Genomic DNA, 21727 nt, shown 5'->3' with positions numbered 1-21727 from the left:
CCGGAACATCGCGCCACCCCCCTGCGTTGCCCTGTCGCAATGAAGAAGGAGGACGCCCGATGTCCAGACGCATGTTTGCCCCCGCCCTGACCGCCCTGCTGCTGTCGGCCACCGCCGTTGTCGCGCAGGATGCCGAACCGATGGGTCACGAGATGACCGGCCCCGATCTCAGCACCCTTGGCGGCGCATTTTCCGCCAGCGTTCAGGGGGCCGAGGGCGCCGATCACGGCACGATCACCGTGCAGCCCACCCCCTCGGGCGTCAGTGTGGTGACGTTGGCCCTGACCGATCTGCCGCCGGGCGTGCTGGGTGTGCATCTGCATGAAACCGGCGCCTGCGAGGCCCCCGATTACGACAGCGCCGGTGGCCATCTGGCGCTGGAAGGTCAGGAACACGGCGTGCTGTCCGAGGGCGGCCCCCATATCGGCGACATGCCCAATATCCATGTCCCCGAGACGGGCAGCGTCATGATCGAATATTTCGTGCCTGACCTGACCGCAGAGGTGCTGGGGGATGAAGACGGCACCGGCTTCATCATCCATGCCCATGCCGACGATTATCAGGGACAGCCTGCGGGCCATGCCGGGGGCCGCGTTGCCTGTGGCGTGCTGACCGCCGCCGAGTGACCGCTGCCGAGTGACCGTGGGTTGACCTGACCCGCTGACGGCCCGCGCCCGGATCAAACCGGGCGCGGGTCTTTCAGTTTGCTTGTCAGTCAGCGGCAGGCGACAGATCCGGCAGGTCGAAAAACGCAGCGCTCAGTTCGACATCGCCGCTGCGCTTGTCCATCAGACAGACGGACAGTTCGGGCGGCCCCTCTGCCCCGGCAGCGCGCGTCGTCACCAAAGCCACGGCAAAGCCTTCCGATCCGATCTCGTTCGGGGTGACGACGACCTCGGCCTCGGGCGCCGCCGCCTCGGCCATCATCTGGCATTCGCTGATCAGGCGGTCGCGCAACGCCTCCCATGCCTCTTCGCTGGAGGCGAGGGCGATGGCCGGCCAGAAGGCCAGCGCGGCCAGTATTGCTTTCTGTCCTAAGCGTCTCATCTCAACCTCTCCGGGAACCATGTGTGCTTTAACATGTTGGCATTGCACAAAGACCTTGTCACATAAGAGAGACGTGATCATGACCACCCTGCCCGTCACCCGGATCTCGATGATCGCAGCGCCGCTGCTGGTGCTTACACTTGGGGCCTGCGCTACCAGCCCCTATGACATCCCTGCCACGCAATGTAGCCCGACCCAGCATCAGGCGCTGGTCGGCCGCAATATTGGCGAGGTCTTTCTGCCCCCCAATCTGCGCAAGCGCGAGGTCGGCCCCGAAGGCGTCATGACGCGCGATTTCAACCCCGCGCGCCTGACCATGTTCCTGGACGCCAAGGGATGGATCACCCGCGTCGCCTGCGGTTAATGCCCGCGCTTTGACCGTTTGTTGCCGCCGCGCTGGCCCGCCCGCCCGGCGGTGGAACGCCCCGAGGACCGCGTCGCGGCCTCGGCGGCGTCCTCGATCACCGATTGCCGCGCCATCGGATCGTCCGAGATGGCCAGATCGACCGCCTCCAGCCGCTTGACCTCGTCGCGCAAGCGCGCAGCCTCTTCAAATTCCAGATTTTCGGCAGCCTTGCGCATCCGGGCGCGCATCGCATCCAGATGGGCAGCCAGATTGGCACCGACCATCGGCTTGTCCACCTTGGTGGTGATGCGCGACTGATCGGTATCGCCCGACCACAGGCCCGCCAGAACATCCTCGACATTCTTGCGCACGGTCTGGGGCGTGATGCCGTGTTTCTCGTTATAGGCGATCTGCTTTTCGCGGCGGCGTTCGGTTTCGGCCATCGCGCGTTCCATGCTGCCTGTGATGCGGTCGGCATACATGATCACCCGCCCGTCCGAATTTCGCGCCGCCCGCCCGATTGTCTGGATCAGCGAGGTTTCGGACCGCAGGAAGCCCTCCTTGTCGGCGTCCAGAATGGCCACCAGACCGCATTCGGGAATGTCCAACCCCTCGCGCAGCAGGTTGATGCCCACCAGCACGTCAAAGGCCCCAAGGCGCAGATCGCGCAGGATCTCGATCCGCTCGATCGTGTCGATATCGCTGTGCATGTAGCGGATCTTGATGCCCTGTTCATGCAGGTATTCAGTCAGATCCTCGGCCATGCGCTTGGTCAGCGTGGTGACCAGCGTGCGATAGCCGGCGGCGGTGACGCGCCGCACCTCGTCCAGCAGATCGTCGACCTGCATTTCCACGGGCCTGATCTCGATCATCGGGTCCAGAAGACCGGTGGGGCGGATGATCTGTTCGGTAAAGACGCCGCCGGTCTGGTCCATCTCCCATTGCGCGGGGGTCGCGCTGACAAAGACAGACTGAGGCCGCATCGCATCCCATTCCTCGAATTTCAGGGGGCGGTTGTCCATGCAGCTGGGCAGGCGGAACCCGTGTTCGGCCAGCGTGAACTTGCGCCGAAAGTCGCCCCGATACATGCCACCGATCTGCGGGACCGAGACATGCGATTCGTCGGCAAAGACGATGGCGGTGTCGGGGATGAATTCGAACAGGGTCGGGGGCGGCTCGCCCGGCGCGCGACCGGTCAGATAGCGGCTGTAGTTTTCGATGCCGTTGCAGACGCCGGTCGCCTCCAGCATCTCGATGTCAAAGGCAGTGCGCTGTTCCAGCCGTTGCGCCTCCAGCAGCTTGCCCTCTTCGGTCAGCTGTTTCAGCCGCATCGCCAGTTCCTGCTTGATGCCCTTGACGGCCTGCTGCAGCGTCGGGCGCGGCGTGACATAGTGGCTGCTGGCATAGATGCGGATCTGCTTGAAGCTGTCAGTTTTCACCCCGGTCAGCGGGTCGAATTCGGTGATCGCCTCCAGTTCGTTGCCAAAGAAATCGAACCGCCATGCCCGATCCTCAAGGTGGGCGGGCCAGACCTCGACCAGATCGCCGCGCACGCGGAAGGCGCCCCGCTGAAAGCTGGTATCCAGACGCTTGTATTGCTGGGCGACCAGCTGGGCCAGAAACTCGCGCTGGTCATAGCTTTCGCCCACGACCATATCCTGCGTCATCGCCGAATAGGTCTCGACCGAGCCGATGCCATAAATGCAGCTGACCGAGGCCACGATGATCACATCGTCACGTTCCAGCAGCGCCCGGGTGGCCGAATGGCGCATCCGGTCGATGGCCTCGTTGATCTGGGATTCCTTCTCGATATAGGTGTCGGACCGCGCCACATAGGCCTCGGGCTGGTAATAATCGTAATAGCTGACGAAATACTCGACGGCGTTCTCGGGGAAGAACCCCTTGAATTCACCATACAACTGCGCGGCCAGCGTCTTGTTGGGGGCCAGAATGATCGCCGGGCGCTGCGTGGCCTCGATGATCTTGGCCATGGTAAAGGTCTTGCCGGTGCCGGTGGCGCCCAGCAGCACCTGATCGCGTTCGCCGCCAGTGACCCCCGCCACCAGTTCCGCGATGGCCGAGGGCTGGTCGCCCGCCGGTTCGAATTCGCTTTTCAGGATGAAACGCTTGCCGCCTTCCAGCTTGGGGCGGGTCACTTCGACCGGGCGCGACACGGGCGCGTTGGTGTTGTTATGGCCCATGGGGTTCCTGATCCGTTCCGAGGTTACCCCAAGATGTGTCGGACGGCGCCCGGTTTCAACCGCGTTTCAGACGCGATGGCTGAAGTTCCGCCCAACCCATCCCCCCCGACAGTTCATCGGCCAGAATTTCGGCGGTAACGGGGCCAAGGGTAAAGCCCTGATGACCATGCCCGAAATGCCCCCACAGGTTCGGCTGATCGGGAATGCGCCCCACCACCGGCAGCATGTCAGGCATGCAGGGGCGGCGGCCGGTCCAGGGTTCGGCCTCGACCGGGGCACCCACGTCGAACAGTTCGCGCGCAGCCTTTTCGCCATGGCGCAGCTGCGGGGGGGACAGGCGCGGATGGGGGGTCAGCTCGGCGGCGGTGGCGATGCGCAACCCGCGACGCATCGGCGACATGACCACCGAATTGCCGAAATCGGCGATCGGATGATGGGGCGGCAGCTCCATATGGTAATGGCGGTGATAGCCGCGCTTGAAGACCATCGCGACCTTCAGCCCGAACCGCTCGGTCAGCATCGGCGACCACGGGCCAAGGGCGATGACGGCATGTTCGGCCTCGGTCTCGTCAGCGACCCATGCGGCGCCCTTGCGGTGCAGATCGCCGGCATCGCCGTTCACGATCCGCCCGCCATTCTTTTGAAACAGCGCCGCATAAGCCGCGACCAGCCCCCCAGGATCGGCACAGTTCCAGCTGTCGGACCAATGGGTTGCGCCCTCGACCTCGGTGCGGATCGAGGGTTCCATCGCGCGCAGTTCCGCGCCCGTCAGCAGCCGTGCCTGCACGCCGAATTCGGTGGCGAATCGTTCTGCCGTGACCCGCGCCTTGTCCATGCGGGCGGGGGTGCGGTGGATCTCGATATAGCCGTTGCGGCGGATGATATTGTCCGCCCCCGAGGCTGCGACCAGCGGCGCATGACGGTCTGTCGATTGCCGGATCAGCTTGCCCCAGGTGACCGAGGCGCGCTTATGCGCCGCAGGCCGCGAATTCCATGCATAGGTCGCCACCGCGCCCAGCTGCGACAGCAATCCCTGCGGCGTCCATTTCACGTCATAGCCGCGCCCCATGGCGATCTGCAGCAAGGCGCCGGGGGCCAGCGGCATGGCATAGGGTTCGACCGCCTCGGTCTGGATCAGCCCAGCATTGCCATAGCTGGTTTCCCGTCCCGGCGTGCCGCGTTCGACGATGGTGACGTCATGGCCCCGCGCCTGCAGCGCCAGCGCCGTCGAGACGCCCACCATACCCGCACCCAGAACCAGAACCTCGGCCATATCGCTGCCCCCATCGCTGATGATGGGTCAGGGATGCAGACATTGCGCGGACCCGGCAAGACTTATCGGGGGTTCTTCGACGGGTTGCGGAATCTTTGCAAGATTCAGGCGAAAAGCTCGCGGCAGAAGGTCAATCCTTCGACCAAAGCATCGACTTCTGCCTGCGTGTTGTACATCGCGAAACTGGCCCGCGCGCTGGCGGTCACGCCCATAAATTCCATCAGCGGCATGGCGCAATGGCTGCCCGCACGCACCGCGATCCCCTTCTTGTCGAGGATGGTCGAGATGTCATGCGCATGCGCGCCCTGCATGGTCATGGAAAAGATCGCGCCCTTGTTCGCCGCATCGCCCTGAACCTGCAGCCAGTTGAGGCTGCGCAGCCGGTCGCGGGCATAATCGCGCAAGGCCCGCTCATGCGTGGCGATATTCTCCATCCCCAGACCCATCATGTAGTCCAGGGCCGCGCCCAGACCAATCTGGTTGACGATGCCGGGCGTGCCCGCCTCGAACCGCAACGGCGGGTCGTTATAGGTGATCACGTCGCGCCCGACAGTCCTGATCATGTCGCCGCCGCCCAGAAAGGGGCGCATTTCCGCCTGACGGTCGCCCCGGATCCAGATCGCGCCGGACCCCGACGGCCCGTACAGCTTATGCCCGGTGATGCAGTAGAAATCGGCGCCAAGGGTCGCCAGATCGACCGGCATATGCACCGCCGCCTGCGATCCGTCCACGACCAGCGGCAGGTCGGTTCCCGCCCGGATGCCCGCAATATCGACCACGGTGCCGGTCACGTTCGACATATGCGTGACGGCGATCATCTTCGTGCGCGGGGTGATCGCGGCCAGCACCTTTTCGGGGGGCAGGCTGCCATCGGGGTCGGGTTCGACCCATCTCAGCACGACGCCCTGCCGTTCGCGCAGAAAATGCCAGGGCACGATATTGGCGTGATGTTCCATCACCGACAGGACGATCTCGTCCCCCGCCTGCAATCGCGGCGCGGCCCAGCCATAGCTGACCAGGTTCAGCGCCTCTGTCGAGCCGCTGGTAAAGATGATCTCATCCTCGGGGACGTTCAGAAAGCGCGCGATGGTGCCGCGCACGCGTTCGTAATTGTCGGTCGCCAGATTGGACAGGTAATGCAGGCCCCGGTGGACATTGGCATATTCGCCCTCGTAGGCGCGGGTGATGGCGTCGATGACCACGCGGGGCTTTTGCGCGCTGGCGCCATTGTCCAGATAGACCAGCGGCTTGCCATTGACCTGCCGCGACAGGATCGGGAAATCGGCGCGGACGGCCTGAACGTCAAAGCTCATTGCGGCATCTCCGGCATGAGGCCCATCGCGGCCATGAAAAACGACAGAACGAAGCCCATTACCAAAAGCGTCGCGAACATCACCAGCAGCACCTTGGGCGCGCTGGTGAACCCGTGCAGCGCCTTGGTGAACTGAACCGTCAGCCACAGGAACAGGGCAATCGCCAGAATGCCCAGAATGCCCGCCAGCGCCGGCAAGGCCAGCGACAGCACGATCTGGGCTGCCTGGACGATCAGCAGCATCACCTCGATCCAGACGGTCAGCAGCAGCGCATCCTCGAACCGGCCCTGCCCGCCGAACAGCCGCCCGACCCCGGCCATCAGCGCGGCCCCCAGCACGATGGCGATCAGCTGCAGCCCGGCCAGCACCAATGGCTGGCTGCTGATCGCAAAGACCGCCACCGCCTCGCCCTCGGGGACCGGAAAGAGCAGCGTCGAGGCATAGGCCAGCAGCCCCGAGACCGAGACCGCTAGCATCAGCGCCATCCAGCGCACCTGCATGGGCCAGCCCTGCCCGATCAGCCAATGAGCGGCCTGTTCGGGGTTGCGCAGCGTCTGGCGGACCAGCGTTCGGAAATCGTCAAAGGTCATATGCGTCGTGCCAACGCCGCGATTCCGGCGCCCCAGATAAGGAAAAATCCCACACCCGCAATGGCGCGGGTCAGGGTCAGCGCAGGAGAGGGGCCGATCAGACCCGCCACCATCCCGGCCAGCAGAGTCGCGGGCGTCGCCGCCAGCAATGCCCAGAACAGCGCCAGACGGGCATGTTCAGGGGCCAGCCGCCACGGCGTCAGCCGTGCCAACAAACCGGTCAGCCCCGCCACGGCATAGGCCACCAGCGGCATCATGAACATTGTGCCCATGGCCGCACCCCCGATCCGCGCATCCAGCGGGATCGACGGGTCCAGTTCCGCCGCTCGCGCCAGACCGGGGGCCTGACCCACCAGCGTGATCAGCATCGCGGCCATCAGCACGACCAGCAAAACCCGGTCGGGCATGTCCGACAGGCTGCGCACGACCCGGCGCGGCGCCCACCAGCTTTGCAGCACCCGCAGCGCCATCCCGCCCGAAGACCGGACGGGGCGGTTCACACCAGCGGGCGGTCGGTCAGCCACGCGTCCAGCCGTTCGTTGATTTCGTCGCGCAGGCTCTCATCCTCGACCTCGGCCAGCGCGTCGGCCAGAAAGGACAGGACCAGAAACACGATCGCCCGATCGCGCGGCACGCCGCGAGAGCGCAGATAGAACAGCGCCTCGTCATCGATCGCCCCGGTGGTGGACCCGTGCGAACATTTCACGTCATCGGCATAGATCTCCAGCTCGGGCTTGGCCAGAAACTGGCTGGCCTCGTCCAGCAGAAGGGCCTGACTGATCTGATAGCCATCGGTCTTCTGCGCGCCCTGCTTGACCAGGATCTTGCCCTGAAACACGCCGGTCGCGCCGTTCCTCAGCACCTTCTTGAAGACCTGACGGCTTTCGCCGCGCAGGCCCGCATGGGTGATGAAGACCGTGTCGTCATGATGGAACGGCCCGACATGACCGTCGCCCATCACCGCCGCTGCGACATGGGCCACGGCATCGTCGCCGACCATGTCGATCACCGCCTCGTGCCGCATCGCCCGCCCGTTCACGGCCAGAGCGAAACTTTTCAGCACCGCCCCTGTCCCCACGCGCGCAAACAGATGCGACAGCCCGATGCGGGGATCATTGGCGCGCTTGGCCGCGATGTGATGCAGCTTGGCGCCGGGCGCCAGATCAGCCTCGATCACCCCGTTCGAGCGTGCGCCGACCGTGCCGCTTTCCAGCAGGGTCAGTTCGGCACCGTCCTCGACGCGGATCACGTGATGCCAGATCACATCCGCCGCAGCCGCCCCGCGCCGATGCAGCACATGCAGCGGTTTGGCAGGCTTGCCGGTCACGCGGATCAGCAGCCCGTCCGTTGCGGCCGCGGTGTTCAGCGCCGCAAAGGGGCGCTTGACCGGGGTCTGACCCGCAGCCTCCAGCACGCCATAAAGATCGCCCGCCCAATGCGCGCCGCCGTCGGCCTGCGCCAGCGTCGCAATCTCGACCCCTTCCAGCGCCAGATCATCCGAGGCGGTGGCATCGAAGACGCCATCCACGAAGACCAGCGTCAGCCTGTCCCGCGAGGCGAACAGCGGCGATTCGGGGCCATCCTCGATGGTCAGGGCCTGCGGTTCGGCTGCGTTGAACGGGCGCGGGTCGGTATAGCGCCAGTATTCGTCACGCGGCGCGGGCAGGCCCATGGCATGCAGCCGGGCCAGTGCATCGGCCCGCGCGGCAGCGGTAAAACCGCCCTGCGGCAGGGTCAGCGCGGCCAGCCGGTCGGCCAGCACGCCCGCAGCCTTGGGGGCGCCCGCGACCTGCGGGGTCACCTCGTCGATGGGTTTGACGGCCAGATCGGTCATCAGCCGGCCTCCGCCAGAAGATCGCCATAGCCGTTCTCTTCGACTTCCAGCGCCAGTTCGGGGCCGCCCGACTTGATGATGCGGCCATTGGACAGGATGTGGACGACGTCCGGCTTGATGTGATCCAGCAGGCGCTGGTAATGCGTGATGACCAGAAAGCTGCGATCCGGGCCGCGCAGGGCGTTCACGCCATCAGCCACCAGCCGCATCGCATCGACGTCCAGACCGCTGTCGGTCTCGTCCATGATGCACATGCGCGGTTCCAGCATGGCCATCTGGAGGATCTCGTTGCGCTTTTTCTCGCCGCCCGAAAAGCCGACATTGACAGGACGCTTCAGCATCTCGGGGCTGATCTGCAGATCGGCGGCCTTGGCACGCACGACTTTCAGGAATTCGCCAGCAGTCAGTTCAGCCTCGCCGCGCGCCTTGCGCTGCGCATTCACGGCAGTGCGCAGAAAGGTCATGTTGCCGACGCCGGGGATCTCGACCGGGTATTGGAACGCCAGGAACAGACCAGCAGCGGCGCGTTCCTCGGGCTCCATGTCCAGCAGGCTTTCGCCGTCCAGCGTGGCACTGCCTTCGGTCACGGTATACCCGTCGCGGCCCGACAGGACATAGGACAGGGTGGATTTCCCCGACCCGTTCGGACCCATGATCGCATGGACCTGACCGGCGGGAACCTCAAGGGTCAGACCCTTCAGGATCGCCTTGTCCTCTTCCTCAAGTTTCACGTGCAGGTTGTTGATTTTCAGCATATTTTCCTCAAACGGCGAAAGCGCCGCTAGGGGCGCCGTGAATTGGGTGCGGCCGGGCGCCAAGGCCCGGCCAATGGGTTTAGCCGACCGAGCCTTCCAGCGAGATCGCGACCAGCGCCTGTGCTTCCATGGCGAATTCCATGGGCAGGGCCTGCAGAACCTCGCGGCAGAACCCGTTGACGACCAGCGCCACGGCCTCTTCCTCGTCCATCCCGCGCGAGCGGCAATAGAACAGCTGGTCGTCATCGACCTTGCTGGTCGTCGCCTCGTGCTCGACCCGGCTGCTGTTGTTCTTGACCTCGATATAGGGGACCGTATGCGCCCCGCATTTGTCGCCAATCAGCAGGCTGTCGCATTGAGTATAATTGCGGCTGTTCGTGGCGCGCGGGTGCATCGACACGAGGCCCCGATAGGTGTTCTGCGCCTGCCCCGCCGAGATGCCCTTGGACACGATCCGCGACCGGGTGTTCTTGCCCAGATGGATCATCTTGGTGCCGGTATCGGCCTGCTGCCAGTTATTGGCGATGGCGATGGAATAGAACTCGCCCTGGCTTTCGTCGCCGCGCAGGATGCAGGACGGGTATTTCCAGGTGATCGCCGATCCGGTTTCGACCTGCGTCCACATCACCTTGGCCCGCGCCTCGCGGCAATCGGCCCGCTTGGTCACAAAGTTATAGATGCCGCCCTTGCCGTTTTCGTCGCCCGGAAACCAGTTCTGGACGGTCGAATACTTGATCTCGGCATCTTCCAGAATGACCAGCTCGACCACCGCAGCATGCAGCTGGGTCGTGTCGCGCTTGGGCGCGGTGCAGCCTTCCAGATAGCTGACCGAGGCGCCCTTGTCGGCGATGATCAGCGTGCGTTCGAACTGTCCGGTGTTTTCGGCATTGATCCGGAAATAGGTCGACAGCTCCATCGGGCATGTCACGCCGGGCGGGATATAGACGAACGAGCCATCCGAAAACACCGCGCTGTTCAGCGTCGCGAAGTAATTGTCCGATTGCGGCACGACGGTGCCCAGATATTTGCGCACCAGTTCGGGATGCTCGCGGATCGCCTCGCTGATCGAACAGAAGATGACCCCGGCCTTGGCCAGTTCATCCTTGAAGGTCGTGCCCAGACTGACGCTGTCAAAGACCGCATCGACGGCGACGCGGCGGCCTTCGGCAGGGGCATTCTCGGCCCCCTCGACGCCGGCCAGAATCATCTGCTCGCGCAGCGGGATGCCCAGCTTGTCATAGGTCGCCAGCAGCTTGGGATCGACCTCGTCCAGGGACTTGGGCTTTTCCTCCATGCTTTTGGGGCGGGCATAGTAATACTGGTCCTGATAGTCGATGACCGGATAGTTCAGCATCGCCCATTTCGGTTCCGCCATGGTGACCCAACGGCGATAGGCTTCCAGCCGCCATTCGGTCATCCATTCGGGTTCTTTGTTCTTGGCCGAGATCAGACGGACGATATCCTCGTTCACGCCCTTGGGCGCATAGTCCATCTCGATCTCGGTATTCCAGCCGTATTTATAGCTGCCCATGTTCTGCACCGCTTCGACCGTTTCGCGGTCGACGCCTTCGCGCACATCAAGATCGGTGGCTTCCGTCATCGTCTATCCTTCCTCGGTGGTCGGCCGTATCGCCGGACCAGTCCTGTCGCGCCAGCGTGAATACGCCTTTTCCCAGGCATCCGCAAATCGGTTGATCTGATCATCGCCCAAAGTCGGGCTTATCGAGATCCGGATCGCCGATTGCGAAAGCTGATCGTCGAAACCCATCGCCTGCAAGGCCCCGCTGGCCCGCACCTTGCCCGACGAACAGGCCGACCCGGCCGAGATTGCAAACCCCGCCAGATCCATCTGCATGACCTGAGTTTCGCCCTTCCACCCCGATGTAAGAAGGCAGGTCGTGTTCGGCAAGCGCCGCGCGCCCTTTCCGGCAATCACCGCATCGGGCGCGATGTCGCAGAGCCGCGCCTCCAGCGCGTCGCGGCGGGCGGCGACCTGATCCCAGACCCCGGCCTCCAGTTCCCGCTGCGCGGCGGTGGCGGCGGCGGCAAAGGCCAGAATGCCGATCAGGTTTTCCGTGCCCGCGCGGCGGCCCTGTTCCTGCCCGCCGCCCCGGATCAGCGGCGCCAGATCGGTGCCCTTCTTCAGCACCAGCGCGCCGATCCCCTTGGGACCGCCCAGCTTGTGGGCGCTGACAAAGCCCGCCGTCACCCCCAGCCAGTTGAAGGCAAAGGGCACCTTGCCAAAGGCTTGCGTCAGATCGCTGCTGTGCAGCCCCTGAGGCAGATCCTGCATCACGCCGGTTTCGTTATTGGCCAGCTGCAGGCTGGTGCGCGCGGGGTCCGTCACGGTGATGATCCCGTCGGCGTCCACCGGCAGGGTCGCCTCGCACCAGACCTTGATCGCGCTGTGTTCGGTGGGCGCGCACAGATAGCCGCCCTGCCCCAGCACCATCGACGCCGCCTCGGTCGTGCCCGAGGTAAAGACCAGATCGGCCCCCTCGGCGCCCAGGGCTGCCACCAGCTGTTCGCGGGCCCGTTCCAGTGCCATCTTGGCCGCCCGCCCCTCGGCATGGACAGACGAGGGGTTGCCCGAAATCTCCATCGCCCCGATGATCGCGGCGCGGACCTCGGGGCGCAGGGGGGTGGTGGCGTTCCAGTCCAGATAGGTTCTCATCCCAGTTCCTTTGCGACGCGCGCGGCCAGTTCCTTCGCGATGCGCGCCGCCAGACGGGCGGCGACGGCATCCTTGCCCATGCGCGGCCAGTCCTCGGCCCCCGTCGCCGTGATCAGCGTCACCGCATTCTCGGTCCCGCCCATGATGCCGGTCGCGGGGCTGACATCGTTGGCAACGATCCAGTCACAGCCCTTGCGCGACCGTTTTGCCGTGGCATGGGCCAGCACATCCTGCGTCTCCGCGGCAAAGCCCACCACCAAACCGGGGCGCTGCGGGGCGCGGGACAGCCATGCCAGAATATCAGGGTTCTCGGCCATCTGCAGGCTGGGCAGATCGCCGGTCTTCTTCATCTTCTGATCGCTGCCGTTCACCACGCGCCAATCGGCCACCGCCGCCGCCATGACGGCGGCGTCCGCAGGCAGCGCCGCCTCGACCGCATCGCGCATCTGCTGCGCCGTTTCCACCCGGATCACCTGCACGCCAACGGGCTGGGGCACGGTCGCGGGGCCGGTCACGAAACTGACCCGCGCCCCCAGATCGCGCAGGGCCGCGGCAATCGCCGTCCCCTGCGCACCCGAGGACCGGTTGGCCAGATAACGCACCGGGTCGATCGGCTCATGCGTCGGCCCCGAGGTCACGATCACATGCCGCCCCGCCAGCGGACCCGGCTCAAACGCGGCGCGGATTGCGGTCATGATCGCCTCGGGCTCGGCCATGCGGCCCGCGCCGAATTCGCCACAGGCCATGTCGCCCACATCGGGGCCGATCGTCAGCACGCCATCGCCCTGCAAGGTTGCCAGATTGCGCCGGGTCGCCGGATGATCCCACATGCGCACATTCATCGCGGGCGCGATCAGCACCCGCTTGTCGGTGGCCAGCAGCAGGGTGGATGCCAGATCATTCGCAAGTCCCCCCGCCATCTTGGCCATCAGATCGGCGGTGGCCGGGGCGACCACGACCAGATCGGCCTGTCGCGACAGCTGGATATGGCCGATCTCGGCCTCGGCGCCCTGATCCCACAAGGTGTCATGGATCGCCTCTCCGGCCAGCACGGACAGGGTCATGGGCGTGGTGAACTGCGCGCCCGCCGCGGTCAGCACCGGCGTGACCGCAGCCCCCGACGCCCGGATCAGCCGCACCAGCTGCGGGATCTTATAGGCGGCGATCCCGCCCCCCACGATCAGCAATATCCGCCTGCCCTGCATGAGGCCCCCGTTCCATCCTGCGCCCCAGATAACCCCGACGCCCCCCTGCCGCAAGGAAAGCCCGCCGTTAACCTTTCCTTAAGCCCGCGGCGCTAACCCTTGGCGGGGTCAGCAAGGGGGCAGTCATGGTCGCCATCGCCTATTCCGTGGCCTTCGAAGGGGTCGATGCCCGTCTGGTCGAGGTGCAATGCGCCGTGGCCGCCGGTCTGCCCGGCTTTTCCATCGTGGGCCTGCCCGACAAGGCCGTCAGCGAGGCCCGCGAACGGGTCCGCGCGGCCTTTGGTGCATTGGCGATCGCGCTGCCCAACAAGCGGCTAACCGTGAACCTGTCCCCCGCCGATCTGCCGAAAGAGGGGTCGCATTTCGACCTGCCCATCGCGCTGGCCGTCCTCGCTGCGCTTGACATCCTGCCGGGTGAAGAACTGGCCCGCCATGTCGCCTTGGGCGAGCTGGCGCTGGACGGGCGGCTGGTCGCGGTCAACGGCGCCCTGCCCGCCGCCCTGACCGCATCCGAGGAGGAGCGCGCCCTGATCTGCCCCCGCGCCTGCGGCCCCGAGGCGGCCTGGATCGAACAGGTCGCGGTCTTCGGCGCCGACACGTTGCGCGCGGTCATCGACCATCTGACCGACCGCCAGCCGCTGACGCCCGCGCGCCCCGGGGCGGTTCTGGACGCGCCCAGCCCGCTGTGCCTGACCAGCGTCAAGGGACAGGAACGCGCCAAACGCGCGCTGGAAATCGCCGCAGCGGGCCGTCACCACCTGCTGATGGTCGGTCCCCCCGGTGCGGGAAAATCCATGCTCGCGGCCCGGCTGCCCGGCCTGATGCCGCCCTTGTCGGCGCGCGAGGCGCTGGAAACCTCGATGATCCATTCCGTCGCGGGTCTGCTGACCGAAGGCGCGATCTCGCGCCGGGCGCCGTTTCAGGATCCCCATCACACCGCATCCTCGCCCGCCATCGTCGGCGGCGGCCCCAAAGCGCGCCCCAGCCAGATGAGCCTGGCCCATAACGGCGTCCTGTTTCTGGACGAGTTGCCGAAATTTCCCCGTCAGGTGCTGGAAACCATGCGCCAGCCGATCGAGACGGGCGAGGTCGTCGTGTCGCGCGCCAATGCGCATGTCCGCTATCCCTGCCGCTTTCTGCTGATCGCCGCCGCCAATCCCTGCCGCTGCGGCCATCTGGCCGATCCCGCCCGTGCCTGTTCGCGTGCACCCGCCTGCGGCGACAGCTATCTGGGCCGGATCTCGGGGCCGCTGATGGACCGGTTCGACCTGCGCATCGAGGTTCCGGCGGTCAGCCTGTCCGATCTGGACCTGCCCGCCTCGGGCGACCCCTCGACGGTGGTGGCCGCACGGGTGGCGGCGGCGCGGCAGGTTCAGGCGCGGCGCTTTCAGGATCATCAGGGCGTGCGGGTCAATGCCGACGCCTCGGGGCCGCTGCTGGACGCGATCGCCGTCCCGGATGCGGCGGGACGCGCGCTGATCCTGAAAGCATCCGAACGGCTTGGCCTGACCGCGCGCGGCTATCACCGCATCCTGCGCAGCGCCCGGACCATCGCCGATCTGGACGGATCGCAAAAGGTCCACACCCACCATCTGGCCGAGGCCATCAGCTATCGCCTGCCCTTCGTGACGGGCGGCTAGGACGCCGGTTTGCCCTCGGGGCGGGCAATCGGTCAACCCGACCGCCGGGATGCCCGCTCATCCACTGCGAAAGACGATGGACCACGCAGCCAAGACCGCAGGGCTCGCCGGCCCGGAACGCATCGTCCCCGACAAGCCAGCAGACACATTGGTCAAGAGGCGGGCGGCGTGCCTGCGAAAAATCCCCGCATCAGCGGCGCGTCTGACCGCACCCGCCAGCCCGTCCTCTGCCGACGGCTCAGCCCTTGTCGGCCACCCGCCGCTCGATCGCCTGCCACAGGACTTCGGCAGCATTGATGCCGTCGAACCGCTCAAGCTCCTGGATGCCGGTGGGCGAGGTCACGTTGATTTCGGTCAGCCAGCCATCGATCACGTCGATCCCCGTAAAGATCAGACCCTTGTCGCGCAGAACCGGACGCAGCCGGGCGCAGATTTCATGCTCGCGCTCGGTCAGGCCGATTTTTTCGGCGCGCCCGCCCACATGCATGTTCGACCGCGCCTCGCCCTCTTGCGGAACGCGGTTGATCGCGCCGACGGGATCGCCATCGACCAGAATGATCCGCTTGTCACCCTTGACGACGGCGGGCAGATATTTCTGCGCGATCATCGGTTCGCGGTTGATCCCGGCAAAGGTCTCCAGCAGCGCCGACAAGTTCGCATCGCCGGGCTTGAGATGAAACACCCCCGCCCCGCCATTGCCATACAGCGGCTTGACGATGATCTCGCCATGCCGGGCGCGGAAGGCGCGGAAGGCCGCCGGATCGCGGGCGATCATCGTCGGAGGCGTCAGATCGGGAAAATCCAGAACCATCAGCTTTTCGGGGCAGTTCCGCACCCAGAACGGGTCGTTCACGACCAGCGTGCCCGGATGCACCCGATCCAGAAGATGGGTCGAGGTGACATAGCCCATGTCGAAGGGCGGATCCTGACGCAGCCAGACCACGTCGAATTCGGTCAACTCGACCTCGGCCCAGTCCCCGAAGGTCACATGATCGCCCTGACGGCGGCGCAACGTCACGGGCCGCCCCCGGGCGATCACCCGACCTTCGTCATAGCGCAACTGATCGACGGTGTATTGAAACAACCGGTGCCCACGCGCCTCGGCCTCGAGACCGATGCGGAAAGTGCTGTCGGCATCGATCGAGACATCTTCGATCGGATCCATCTGCAAGGCGACGTAAAGGCTCATCCTGCCCTCCTGAAACTCGGGCCCGTTGTGGCCCGCAGCGCAAGGGGATGCAAGCCTGCCTCAGTCCTGACCGAAGGCATTTTCAATCAGCTCGACCCGGCCCAGCCCATCGACCAGAGCCACGTCGAAGCGCATCGACACCAGCCCCAGCCCCTGCCGGTCGCAATATTCGCAGGCCGCCTGCATGATGCGGCGCATCTGCGCGGGCGACAGCCGCTGTGCGGCCGTGGCATGGGTGGCGGATGCCTTGACCTCGACAAACACCAGATCCTCGCCCTCCTGCAGGATCAGGTCGATCTTTCCGGCCTTGCCACGCCAGCGGCTGGCCTGCAGGACCGCCCCGCGCCGCTGGTAAAGACGCTGCACATTGTCTTCGGCCATCACGCCGCTGAGGTTCGCGCGCCGCCCCCGGGCACGCCGCGCCGGACTGACGGCAGGGGCTGCAGGCCGTGCCCATGGCGCCAGAACATCCTGTTGCATCACATTCTGCATTCCGCCTCCTTGCGCCGCCACCGGCCTAATCCCGTTCCGCCAATCCCAAGGCCCGCTGATACACGTCGCGCTTGGGCAGACCCAGTTCCTGCGCCGCCTCGCGGGCTGCATCCTTGACCGACATCGTCGCCATATGCCCCAGCAGCACCTGGTCCAGCCGATCCTCATCCACCTCGACCGCCGAGGGGCGGTCGAGCACCATCACCACCTCGCCCTTCAGCGTGGCCATGCGGGGGTCTGCTGCCAGTTCTGCCGCCGTTCCCCGGATCACCTCTTCGAATTTCTTGGTCAGTTCCCGTGCCACCACGGTAATCCGATTCGCATCAATCTCGCACAGATCTTCCAATGTTCGGTTAACGCGCCTTGGGCTTTCGAACAGGATCAGCGTCACATCGACCGCCATCCAGCGCCTCAGAAATGTCAGGCGGGCGGCCTTGGTCGGTGGCGGAAAGCCCAGGAACAGAAAGCGGTCGCTTGGCAGGCCCGAGAGGGTCAGGGCGGCCAGCGCGGCCGAGGGGCCGGGCAACGCATGGACCCGTGCCCCGGCCAGCGCCGCGTCCAGTGCCAGACGATAGCCCGGATCGGCCACCAGCGGCGTGCCCGCATCCGAGCAATAGGCGACGCTGCCGCCTTCGGCCAGCGCCGCCAGCAGCGCCGGGCGGGCGCGGTCGCCGTTATGGTCGTGATAGGACAGGATCCGCCGTCCCCGCAGCGGGATGCCGTGGATGTCCATCAGGTGGCGCAGCACGCGGGTATCCTCGGCTGCCAGCTGATCGGCGCTGTTCAGCACATCCAGCGCGCGCAGCGTGATGTCGCGCGCGGCCCCGATGGGTGTCGCGACCAGATAGAGACCCGGCGCCAGCCGCGCGGCCTCGACATGGGCACCAAGGCGGCGGGCGGGTTCCGACGGCGGCCTTGGGCCTGCGCGGTCGCCGCCTGCCCGGTCGGCTGCTGTCTGGTTGGCCCCCGTGCGGTCGGGGCCTGCGTTCTCATCGTGGCGGTCGGTCATCCTGCCTCCCCTGGGGCGCCCTGAACGGGCTGGCGCTGATTGCCATTCGCGGGCGCAGGTCATAGGCTGCTACCAGCCACGCACTGTCTATCGCCACGCGCCTTATATCACTCAGCAGGGAAATTTCACATGTTCGCCTCCGCCACAACCCGGCCCGCCCTCTCACGGCCGGCCACGGGTCTGCGCCGTGCGCTTGTCAAGACCGCCACGATCGTCTCGGCCCTGTTCCTTGCCGCCTGCGAGCCGACCGGCAGCGGCAGTCAGGCCAGCGGACCCCAGACCGGCCCCCTGATCGATCCGTCCGAGCCGGTGCGCGTGGCCCTGCTGGCCCCTGCCGGAACCGGATCGCAGGATCTGGAATGGCTGGCGCGCAGCCTGAAGAACGCCGCGCGGATGGCGGCGGGCGACGCGCAGGGCGCGGCCATCGATCTGCGGATCTATGACAGCGGCGCCTCGACCGAAAGCGCCGTGGCGCAGGCGAATGCCGCCGCCGATGCGGGCGCGCAGATCATTCTGGGCCCGCTGTTCGCGGAAGGTGCCAATGCCGTCGGCAATGCGATGCAGCCGCGCAACATCAACGTCCTGACCTTTTCCAACAACACCCAAGTCGCGGGCGGCAATGTCTTCGTTCTGGGCAACAGCTTTGAAAACATCGCCGACCGGCTGGTCGGCTATGGCGTGGACCGGGGCAAGCGCAACATTCTGGTCGTGGCCGAAGATGACGTGGCAGGCCAGCTGGGCGGTCGCGCGATCGAAACCGCGATCGCCCGGAACGGCGCCCGCCTGGCGGGACGGGTCAATCACGGCGTCTCGATCAGCGGCATCGACGCGGTGACCCCGCGCATCAGTGAGGCCGCGCAATCGGGGTCGGTCGATGCCGTCTTCATGACCGCCAACAATCAGGCCGTCTTGCCCTATCTGACCCAACAGCTGGCGGCGGCGGGCGTGCGCTCTCCGGTCAATCAGATGATGGGGCTGACCCGGTGGGACCAGCCCGCCGACCGCCTGGCGATGCCGCAACTGGCCGAGGGCTGGTTCGCGATTCCCGATCAGGCGATGCAGCGCCGGTTCGAGGCCCGCTATGCCCAGACCCATGGCGAGGCCCCTCATCAGCTGGCTTCGCTGGCCTATGACGGGGTGGCGGCGATCGCCTCGCTGGCACGCGACGGGCGGAGGGACGCGCTGACCACCTCGGGGTTGACGCAGCGCGCGGGGTTTTCCGGCGTCGGCGGGGTCTTCCGTCTGCAACGCGACGGCACCGTCCAGCGCGGGCTGGCCGTGGCCACCATCCGGGGCGGCCAGCTGGTCGTGCTGGACGCCGCCCAGCAAAGCGCGCGCGGCTTCGGGTCGTGACGGTGACCGTTGGTGACGACAGGACAGGCTGAACGATGATCCCCGATGCCCCGGCGCAGGTCCGTCCCGAAATCGACCCAACCCGGCTGCTGGCCCATCTGGACCGGCAGCTGGCGGGCGTCACCGATGCGCGCGAACTGCGCGCCCGGACCGTCGCCTTTCTGGGGCTGGCCCGCCATGACGGCATGGCCGCGATCGAGGCGGGCTTTGCCACCCATCCCCGCGCCGCGCGCGAGACCGTGCGCGCCATTGCCGGGCTGACCGATGCGCTGGTCATTGCCGTTCATCACGTCGCCACCACCTATCTGCACCCGCAGAAATCGCTGTCGGAAAACGAACGTCTGGCCGTGCTGGCCGTCGGCGGCTATGGCCGGGCCGAGATGGCGCCCGCATCAGATGTGGACCTGCTGTTCCTGACCCCGTGGAAGATCACCGCATGGGCCGAAAGCGTCGTCGAATCGATGCTGTACATGATGTGGGATCTGAAACTGAAGATCGGCCATTCGATCCGCAGCGTGGATGATTGCCTGCGTCTTGGCGCGGGCGACATGACCATCCGCACCTCGCTGGTGGAACATCGGCTGGTCACCGGCCATGCCCCCCTGGCCGAGGAATTGCGCCACCGGCTGTGGACGGAACTGTTCGCCCAGACCATCCCCGAATTCATCGAGGCCAAGCTGGACGAACGCGCCGCCCGCCATGCCCGGCAGGGCGGCCAGCGTTACGTGCTGGAACCCAACGTGAAAGAGGGCAAGGGCGGCCTGCGCGATCTGCAGACCCTGTACTGGATCGCCAAATACATCCACCGCGTCGAACGCGCGGTCGAACTGGTCGATCTGGGCGTCTTTTCGCGCGAAGAGCATTTGTCGTTCTGGCAGGCCGAGGATTTCCTCTGGGCGGTGCGCAGCCATCTGCACCTGATCGCGGGGCGTCCGTCGGACGTTCTGTCCTTTGACATGCAGGTCGAGGTGGCGCGGCGCATGGGCTATGCCGACACCACCGCCCGCCGCGCGGTCGAATATTTCATGCAGGATTATTTCCGCCACGCGACCCGCGTGGGCGAACTGACCCGCGTCTTTCTGACCGAGCTGGAAACCCGCCATGTCCGCACCGCGCCCTTTCTGGGCCGGATCTTTCGCCGGCGCCGCAAGATGCGGCCCGGCTTTGTCGATCAGCAGGGGCGCCTGTCCTATGCCGATGCGACGCAGTTTCTGGCCGATCCGCTGAACATCCTGCGCCTCTTCGAAGAGGCGTTGCGCAGCGGCACCCTGATCCATCCCGACGCGATGCGGCTGGTCGCAGCCAATCTGGATCTGATCGACGCACAGGTCCAGTCCGACCCCGAGGCGATCCGCATCTTCATGGACATGCTGCTGAAACACGGCAATCCCGAACGCGCGCTGCGGCGCATGAACGAACTGGGCGTGCTGGCGGCTTTCATCCCGGAATTCCAGCCGGTCGTGGCGATGATGCAGTTCAACCTGTATCACCACTTTACGGTCGACGAACATTCCATCCAATGCGTCGCAGCATTGGCGGAAATCGAGCGGGGCGAACATCCGTCCGACCTGCCCTTGTCCAGCGGCATCATCGATGCCGGGGTGAACCGCCGCGTTCTGTATCTGGCCACGCTGCTGCATGATATCGGCAAGGGCCGCCCCGAGGATCACTCGATCCTGGGGGCCCGGATCGCACGGCGGATCGCCACCCGCATGGGCTTTGCTCAGGATGATATCGACACGGTCGAATGGCTGGTGCGCCATCACCTGCTGATGTCGGACGTGGCGCAGAAACGCGACATTTCCGACCCCCGCACGCTGCGCGATTTCGCCAAGGCGGTGAAGACCCGCAAGCGGCTGGACATGCTGCTGGTGCTGACCGTCTGCGACATCCGGGGCGTGGGACCGGGCACCTGGAACAACTGGAAGGCCGCCCTGCTGCGCCAGCTGCACCGCGAAACCGCCGCCGCGCTGGAAAACGGTCTTGAGGAACTGAACCGCGACCGCCGCCATGCCGAGGCAAAGCGGTCCCTGCGCCACATGCTGATCGCCAAAGGGTGGGAGCCGAAGGCGATCCGGTCCGAGCTGGGCCGCCATTACGACGCCTATTGGCCGGGTCTGCCGACCGAAACCCAGGCCGTCTTCGCGCAATTGCTGAAGGGCATCGACAAGGACGAGATCCGCATCGACCTGCGCGCCGATGCCGACCGCGACGCCACCCGCGCAGCCTTCGTGCTGTCGGATCATCCGGGCATCTTTTCGCGGCTGGCGGGCGCGCTGACCCTGACCGGGGCGAATGTGGTCGATGCGCGCACCTATACGACGCGCGACGGCTATGCCACGGCGGTCTTCTGGGTGCAGGACAGCGAGGGCCATCCCTTTGCCGAGGACCGTCTGGCCAAGCTGCGCCAGATCATCCTGCGCACGCTGGCCGGTGAAATCGTCGCGCGCGAGGCCTTTGCCAGCCGCGACAAGCCCAAGAAGCGCAACCGCGAATTCAAGTTTCCCACCCATATCACCTTCGACAACGAGGGCAGCGACATCTATACCATCATCGAGGTCGACACCCGCGACCGGCCCGGTCTGCTGTATGATCTGACCCGCACCATGGCCTCGAACCATATCCAGATCGTCAGCGCAGTGATCGCGACCTATGGCGCGCAGGTTGTGGACAGCTTTTACGTCAAGGACATGTTCGGGCTGAAACTGCACAGCCCGGCCAAGCGCGACACGCTGGAAAAGAAACTGCGCACGGCGATCGCCGATGGCGTGAAACGGGCCGAGGCTGACCAAGGATGAACTGGCAA

At 65.9% G+C, this 21727-nt stretch carries 19 protein-coding genes; 5 read left to right on the top strand and 14 right to left on the bottom strand.

The window, feature by feature from the left end:
* The first annotated feature begins 59 nt into the window (after positions 1-59).
* A complete protein-coding gene (locus EG885_RS06960; protein ID WP_131573757.1) occupies positions 60-626 on the top strand; it encodes a superoxide dismutase family protein in 567 nt (188 codons plus the stop codon).
* Between the two features lie 85 nt (positions 627-711).
* Here EG885_RS06960 and EG885_RS06955 read toward each other — a convergent pair whose 3' ends face one another.
* Positions 712-1047, bottom strand: a complete 336-nt coding sequence (locus tag EG885_RS06955; RefSeq protein WP_165571061.1) for a hypothetical protein — start codon at positions 1045-1047, stop codon at positions 712-714.
* 79 nt (positions 1048-1126) lie between these two features.
* On the opposite strand from EG885_RS06955, the gene EG885_RS06950 reads away from it, so the two are divergent.
* Positions 1127-1411 (top strand): I78 family peptidase inhibitor, encoded by a 285-nt coding sequence (locus EG885_RS06950; protein WP_165571060.1) that lies wholly within the window; start codon positions 1127-1129, stop codon positions 1409-1411.
* Here EG885_RS06950 and uvrB read toward each other — a convergent pair.
* The 10 genes from uvrB to coaBC all read right to left on the bottom strand — a co-directional run bounded on the left by uvrB (position 1408) and on the right by coaBC (position 13238).
* Complete coding sequence (gene uvrB / locus EG885_RS06945) at positions 1408-3594, bottom strand: excinuclease ABC subunit UvrB (protein WP_131573754.1); 2187 nt, start codon at positions 3592-3594, stop codon at positions 1408-1410. The two genes, EG885_RS06950 and uvrB, sit on opposite strands and share 4 nt — an antisense overlap.
* A 55-nt stretch (positions 3595-3649) precedes the next feature.
* Positions 3650-4867, bottom strand: a complete 1218-nt coding sequence (locus EG885_RS06940) for an NAD(P)/FAD-dependent oxidoreductase (RefSeq protein WP_131573753.1) — start codon at positions 4865-4867, stop codon at positions 3650-3652.
* Positions 4868-4971: 104 nt separating this feature from the next.
* Entirely contained in the window at positions 4972-6180 is a 1209-nt protein-coding gene (locus EG885_RS06935; RefSeq protein WP_131573752.1) for a cysteine desulfurase, read from the bottom strand.
* The gene (locus tag EG885_RS06930; RefSeq protein ID WP_131573751.1) at positions 6177-6770 is read right to left on the bottom strand and encodes a Yip1 family protein; all 594 of its coding nucleotides are present in this window, start codon (positions 6768-6770) and stop codon (positions 6177-6179) included. The genes EG885_RS06935 and EG885_RS06930 overlap by 4 nt, the downstream gene beginning before the upstream one ends.
* Positions 6767-7294 (bottom strand): hypothetical protein, encoded by a 528-nt coding sequence (locus EG885_RS06925; RefSeq protein ID WP_242679538.1) that lies wholly within the window; start codon positions 7292-7294, stop codon positions 6767-6769. The genes EG885_RS06930 and EG885_RS06925 overlap by 4 nt, the downstream gene beginning before the upstream one ends.
* Entirely contained in the window at positions 7267-8604 is a 1338-nt protein-coding gene (locus EG885_RS06920) for a SufB/SufD family protein (protein ID WP_131573750.1), read from the bottom strand. Before EG885_RS06920 ends, EG885_RS06925 begins: the two co-directional genes overlap by 28 nt.
* Positions 8604-9359 carry a Fe-S cluster assembly ATPase SufC gene (gene sufC, locus EG885_RS06915; RefSeq protein ID WP_131573749.1) on the bottom strand — a complete coding sequence of 252 codons (756 nt, stop codon included), beginning with the start codon at positions 9357-9359 and terminating at the stop codon, positions 8604-8606. The genes EG885_RS06920 and sufC overlap by 1 nt, the downstream gene beginning before the upstream one ends.
* A gap of 79 nt (positions 9360-9438) precedes the next feature.
* Entirely contained in the window at positions 9439-10959 is a 1521-nt protein-coding gene (gene sufB, locus EG885_RS06910) for a Fe-S cluster assembly protein SufB (RefSeq protein ID WP_131573748.1), read from the bottom strand.
* 3 nt (positions 10960-10962) lie between these two features.
* Positions 10963-12033: a cysteine desulfurase family protein gene (locus EG885_RS06905; protein WP_131573747.1), complete on the bottom strand. Its 1071-nt coding sequence runs from the start codon at positions 12031-12033 to the stop codon at positions 10963-10965.
* On the bottom strand, positions 12030-13238 hold the full coding sequence (coaBC, locus tag EG885_RS06900; protein WP_131573746.1) for a bifunctional phosphopantothenoylcysteine decarboxylase/phosphopantothenate--cysteine ligase CoaBC: 1209 nt from the start codon (positions 13236-13238) through the stop codon (positions 12030-12032). Before coaBC ends, EG885_RS06905 begins: the two co-directional genes overlap by 4 nt.
* Before the next feature lie 125 nt (positions 13239-13363).
* Between coaBC and EG885_RS06895 the strand changes: the two genes are divergently transcribed.
* Positions 13364-14878, top strand: a complete 1515-nt coding sequence (locus EG885_RS06895; protein WP_131573745.1) for a YifB family Mg chelatase-like AAA ATPase — start codon at positions 13364-13366, stop codon at positions 14876-14878.
* 238 nt (positions 14879-15116) lie between these two features.
* Here EG885_RS06895 and gshB read toward each other — a convergent pair whose 3' ends face one another.
* From gshB to rsmI, 3 genes are read right to left on the bottom strand one after another with little or no spacing between them, the layout of a single operon-like run.
* The gene (gene gshB, locus EG885_RS06890; protein ID WP_131573744.1) at positions 15117-16067 is read right to left on the bottom strand and encodes a glutathione synthase; all 951 of its coding nucleotides are present in this window, start codon (positions 16065-16067) and stop codon (positions 15117-15119) included.
* A gap of 60 nt (positions 16068-16127) precedes the next feature.
* On the bottom strand, positions 16128-16559 hold the full coding sequence (locus EG885_RS06885; RefSeq protein ID WP_242679537.1) for a YraN family protein: 432 nt from the start codon (positions 16557-16559) through the stop codon (positions 16128-16130).
* A 25-nt stretch (positions 16560-16584) separates the two neighbouring features.
* Positions 16585-17568, bottom strand: a complete 984-nt coding sequence (gene rsmI / locus EG885_RS06880; protein WP_131573743.1) for a 16S rRNA (cytidine(1402)-2'-O)-methyltransferase — start codon at positions 17566-17568, stop codon at positions 16585-16587.
* Between the two features lie 129 nt (positions 17569-17697).
* Between rsmI and EG885_RS06875 the strand changes: the two genes are divergently transcribed.
* Together EG885_RS06875 and EG885_RS06870 are read left to right on the top strand one after the other, a co-directional pair.
* Positions 17698-18921, top strand: a complete 1224-nt coding sequence (locus tag EG885_RS06875) for a penicillin-binding protein activator (protein ID WP_131573742.1) — start codon at positions 17698-17700, stop codon at positions 18919-18921.
* A gap of 35 nt (positions 18922-18956) precedes the next feature.
* Positions 18957-21719: a [protein-PII] uridylyltransferase gene (locus tag EG885_RS06870; protein ID WP_131573741.1), complete on the top strand. Its 2763-nt coding sequence runs from the start codon at positions 18957-18959 to the stop codon at positions 21717-21719.
* The last annotated feature ends 8 nt before the right edge of the window (positions 21720-21727 follow it).

It is taken from the genome of Paracoccus nototheniae (assembly GCF_004335005.1).
GTDB classification, from domain to species: Bacteria; Pseudomonadota; Alphaproteobacteria; order Rhodobacterales; family Rhodobacteraceae; genus Paracoccus; species Paracoccus nototheniae.
Note: the sequence above shows the minus strand (reverse complement) of the source record. Positions and strands in the feature narration are given on the sequence as shown.

Excerpts from the sequence above, each read along its gene's own strand:
- EG885_RS06930 (WP_131573751.1), bottom strand. The coding sequence starts at position 6,770 with ATGACCTTTGACGATTTCCGAACGCTGGTCCGCCAGACGCTGCGCAAC.
- EG885_RS06955 (WP_165571061.1), bottom strand. The coding sequence starts at position 1,047 with ATGAGACGCTTAGGACAGAAAGCAATACTGGCCGCGCTGGCCTTCTGG.
- EG885_RS06870 (WP_131573741.1), top strand. The coding sequence starts at position 18,957 with ATGATCCCCGATGCCCCGGCGCAGGTCCGTCCCGAAATCGACCCAACC.
- EG885_RS06895 (WP_131573745.1), top strand. The coding sequence starts at position 13,364 with ATGGTCGCCATCGCCTATTCCGTGGCCTTCGAAGGGGTCGATGCCCGT.
- EG885_RS06950 (WP_165571060.1), top strand. The coding sequence starts at position 1,127 with ATGACCACCCTGCCCGTCACCCGGATCTCGATGATCGCAGCGCCGCTG.
- coaBC (WP_131573746.1), bottom strand. The coding sequence starts at position 13,238 with ATGCAGGGCAGGCGGATATTGCTGATCGTGGGGGGCGGGATCGCCGCC.
- sufB (WP_131573748.1), bottom strand. The coding sequence starts at position 10,959 with ATGACGGAAGCCACCGATCTTGATGTGCGCGAAGGCGTCGACCGCGAA.
- EG885_RS06920 (WP_131573750.1), bottom strand. The coding sequence starts at position 8,604 with ATGACCGATCTGGCCGTCAAACCCATCGACGAGGTGACCCCGCAGGTC.
- EG885_RS06940 (WP_131573753.1), bottom strand. The coding sequence starts at position 4,867 with ATGGCCGAGGTTCTGGTTCTGGGTGCGGGTATGGTGGGCGTCTCGACG.
- rsmI (WP_131573743.1), bottom strand. The coding sequence starts at position 17,568 with ATGACCGACCGCCACGATGAGAACGCAGGCCCCGACCGCACGGGGGCC.
- sufC (WP_131573749.1), bottom strand. The coding sequence starts at position 9,359 with ATGCTGAAAATCAACAACCTGCACGTGAAACTTGAGGAAGAGGACAAG.
- EG885_RS06885 (WP_242679537.1), bottom strand. The coding sequence starts at position 16,559 with ATGCAGAATGTGATGCAACAGGATGTTCTGGCGCCATGGGCACGGCCT.
- EG885_RS06875 (WP_131573742.1), top strand. The coding sequence starts at position 17,698 with ATGTTCGCCTCCGCCACAACCCGGCCCGCCCTCTCACGGCCGGCCACG.
- EG885_RS06905 (WP_131573747.1), bottom strand. The coding sequence starts at position 12,033 with ATGAGAACCTATCTGGACTGGAACGCCACCACCCCCCTGCGCCCCGAG.
- uvrB (WP_131573754.1), bottom strand. The coding sequence starts at position 3,594 with ATGGGCCATAACAACACCAACGCGCCCGTGTCGCGCCCGGTCGAAGTG.
- EG885_RS06960 (WP_131573757.1), top strand. The coding sequence starts at position 60 with ATGTCCAGACGCATGTTTGCCCCCGCCCTGACCGCCCTGCTGCTGTCG.
- EG885_RS06935 (WP_131573752.1), bottom strand. The coding sequence starts at position 6,180 with ATGAGCTTTGACGTTCAGGCCGTCCGCGCCGATTTCCCGATCCTGTCG.
- gshB (WP_131573744.1), bottom strand. The coding sequence starts at position 16,067 with ATGAGCCTTTACGTCGCCTTGCAGATGGATCCGATCGAAGATGTCTCG.